The organism is Pediococcus parvulus (assembly GCF_007990205.1).
GTDB classification, from domain to species: domain Bacteria; phylum Bacillota; class Bacilli; order Lactobacillales; family Lactobacillaceae; genus Pediococcus; species Pediococcus parvulus.
In genome coordinates, this window is record NZ_BJWE01000075.1 from 1 (window position 1) to 3,570 (window position 3,570).

Annotated in this window: 3 protein-coding genes; 2 read left to right on the forward strand and 1 reads right to left on the reverse strand. The window is 37.5% G+C overall.

Annotated features, from left to right (window positions below):
• Positions 1-239 precede the first annotated feature (239 nt).
• A complete protein-coding gene (locus PPA04_RS09250; protein WP_057784828.1) occupies positions 240-1,433 on the reverse strand; it encodes an aminotransferase-like domain-containing protein in 1,194 nt (397 codons plus the stop codon).
• Between the two features lie 161 nt (positions 1,434-1,594).
• Here PPA04_RS09250 and PPA04_RS09255 point away from each other — a divergent pair, with 161 nt between their 5' ends.
• Positions 1,595-2,500, forward strand: coding sequence for a LysR family transcriptional regulator (locus PPA04_RS09255; RefSeq protein ID WP_057784829.1), 906 nt, complete (start codon positions 1,595-1,597; stop codon positions 2,498-2,500).
• A 218-nt stretch (positions 2,501-2,718) separates the two neighbouring features.
• On the forward strand, positions 2,719-3,045 hold the full coding sequence (locus tag PPA04_RS09260; protein ID WP_057784830.1) for an inorganic diphosphatase: 327 nt from the start codon (positions 2,719-2,721) through the stop codon (positions 3,043-3,045).
• Positions 3,046-3,570: the final 525 nt, after the last annotated feature.

The window sequence follows — 3,570 nt, forward strand, 5'->3', positions numbered from 1 at the left end:
CCAATTGTCTTTTAAGAAAAATTCCTTTTTCCTTTGCGACAACTTTATTAGTATATCATCTGGCTAGCAGCTTGTCAACAAAAACTTTTAATTCTTTTTTGAAGAAGCAAGCTGTTCTCCGTCAGGCAACGTATATAAATATACCAAGTCATAAACATTTCGTCAAGCATTTTTTGAAATTTGTTTTGATTTGTTTCATTTTTTGCTGAAAATCACCGTGTTTTTCACCTATACCAATTTCAGATTGACTGCTTTTGATACCCATCGGATAAGCCATTTCCTAGTCGTTGAACGCCTAAATCAATTTGTGAAAGAGAAACGCTACTAAAACTAACTCTCGCGCCATTTTTATGTGATTTATCTGGAAACAGATTGGTTGAAGGAATCACCATCACATGAAAACTGGGCTTTAACTGTTTTGTTTGAATGCTTTCTAGGTCGATATTCTCCGGAACAGTAATCCAAGTGAAGAATCCACCCTGTGGTTTCGTATAACTTACATTGTTTGGCATGTATTGTTGCATTGCTTTCATCATAGCATCCCGTTTGATTCGATAACTTTTTCGCAACTTCTCTAGATGGTTCGACAAACTATACTTTGATAGATAAGCATTCACTGTTTGAATCATGATATTTGAAGTCTCTAGATCCGCACCAGCTTTCAATTCTTGCAGCCGATTAAAAACTTGACCACCAGCTGATAACCATCCCAAACGCAATCCGGGAGCCAAGATTTTTGAAAAACTTCCTAATTGAATTACACGATTTTGTGTGTCCATTGACTTCAATGTAGGTAATGGCTCCCCTTCGTATCTTAGCCAGCGATAGGGAGCATCTTCCAAAATCAAAACATCATAACGGTTAGCTAATTCAATTAACTGCTGACGTTTTTCCAATGACATTACAATGCCAGTAGGATTTTGAAAATCTGGAATCGTATAGATAAGCTTTATGGAATTTTGAATTAGCATACGTTTTAGTTCAGTTAAATTCATCCCATCATCTTCCATGCTAACGGAAAAGTAATTTGGTTCATAAGCATCAAACGCAGCTAATGCGCCAATATAAGTTGGGCCTTCTACAACCAAACCGTCGCCTTTGTTAATTACAAGCTTAGCAACTAAGTCCAATCCTTGCTGGGCACCTTGTGTCATCATAATCTGATTAGCACAAGTTACTGTGCCATCAGCATTCAACAAATCAGCAATTTTGCTTCGCAGCTCAGCAGATTCCTCACCCACCTGATACTGTAAGGGTGACTTTTGGTTAGTAACTGCAATTTGAAAACTTTCTGCTAATTCTTGGTTGGGAAACAAGCTGGCATCAGGAAAGCCACCCGTAAAAGAAATCATTTCAGGATCTCTACTTGGATAGATAGCATTCAACCCACTTTTTGAAGTTAACGAAACTCGACTAGCAAATTCTTCTTCCATTACAATTCCTCCATACTTTTTCGGTTTCCTTATTGACTCTATGATACTAATTATTTAGTATGAAGTAAAACTCAACGTTCTCAATAGAGCGTGAATGCTTTTCATCACTAAACTATTTGAAATTTACGTTTCATACTTATATATAGAAGGAAGTGCATTAGATGGCTAATTTTTCATATGAGATTTTTGCTCAAGTCGTGACCACTAACAATTTCGGTCAAGCCGCAAAAATACTAAACGTAACCCCAAGTGCAGTCAGTCATGCGATCAGTCAATTAGAACATGAACTAGGATTTCCATTATTTATCCGTAACCGAACTGGTGTGGAACTGACACCAGATGGCCAACAAATTTTACCTGTCATTCAGCACATTTTAAACAGTGAGGCTCAGTTGCAACAAGTTGCCGATCAAATCCGTGGTCTAAATTTAGGAACCGTTCGAATTGGCGCATTTAGTAGTGTGTGCATAAACTGGTTACCCAAAATTATTCGCCGGTTTAAGAAAAAATATCCTGGCGTCGAGGTGACAATCACCCAAGGGACCTTTTCAGAAATTGCCGAAATGACTCGCATTGGCTCTGTCGACATTGGCTTTGCCACACTTCCAGTAGATTCGCAGCTTCAAACAGAATCTCTAATCGAGGATCCTATCTACTGCGTCACTCCAGCAGACTTTGTACCCAAAAACAAAACTTATATTACAACCGATGACATTGGTGATTATCATTTTATTCTTCAACAAATTGACTATGATCGTGATACCAAGAAAACTTTGGATCAATACAACGTGGCCCCGAAAGCCATTAGTTATTCAATCGATGATCAATCCATCCTTTCTATGGTAGAAAGTGGACTGGGTTTTGGAATTTTGCCTAAGCTAGCGCTGCAAAAGTTGACTGGTGATGTGAATGTTTATCCCTTTTCACACCAATACAACCGCACAATCTGTCTCAGTGTCAACAAAACTCAAGCTGCATCCCCCTCTACAAAACTTATGATGACCGAAATCCATGATTACCTGACCCAACACTATCAAGATGATTACTTGGGGCATCGTTCAAAATAAACATAAAGCTAATCTCTGGTTGTAAGTTAACTCTTGTGGCCGGTGTGCAACGATATATTTATATAGATGGTGAAATTTGTTATTTTCAAAAGATCCATATTGTTCAAAAATAAACATGTGAGACTTTCACAAACCAAAGTTCAATCTACTGTTAAACAATTAGTGGATATAGATTGATTGGGCGGCCCAAAGAGTGACATATGAGGAGGATCTTTAGTATGAATAAATTAAAACTGCAGGTTACAATCGACAGACCAAAAGGATATGTGGATCAGTTTGGAAACGTATATCCATTAAACTACGGCTATATTTCTGGTATTATTGGCGGCGATGGTGAAAAACAGGATGTCTATGTGATATCAAAAAATGCAGAAACTCCCATCGGAACTTTTACTGGTATACTTGTCGCAATCATTCATCGTGATGATGATGTTGAGACAAAATGGGTAGTTACATCTGAAAAAGAAGTAATATCCGAAAAAGAAATTTTTGAAAATACCCAATTTTTAGAAAAGCATTTCAACTCAAGAATAGAAATCCTGTAAATCTGCTGCTTTTCAAATGAGTATAGTAGCATTTAGAGCGTTTAAGCAGACTTTACTAGGCAGATAACAGAATCGTCTTAGTTTCTCTGTTCATTTTAAGGCTAAATTGACATATCCATTTCTGAAATGCTTTTACCTATTCTTATTGGTGAAAAATCTGTGCGTTTAATACTAGCAAGAAGTTATTACCTTTAATAAAATCTAACATTAAAATAATAAACACGTACGATCCCAAATACCCATAAAGCGCCAAATTATCAAACAGCACATTGCCTAAGATAATTTGACGCTTTTTTGAATTTTCCCATATCTTTAGAAAAGCTTCTGTATATAGAAGAGCAAAGATTTCAAATTATTTCTAGGTGTTTAATCAGTAGGACCGCTCGGCAAAATAAGAGGCTGATTATAACCACGACTCCCGCGGGATTGCGATCCCGCATCCGTCACCCAGCTTCCCTACTTTTCTCCGCTGAGCTTTAGGACCGCTCGGCAAAATAAGAGGCTGATTATAACCACGACTCCCGC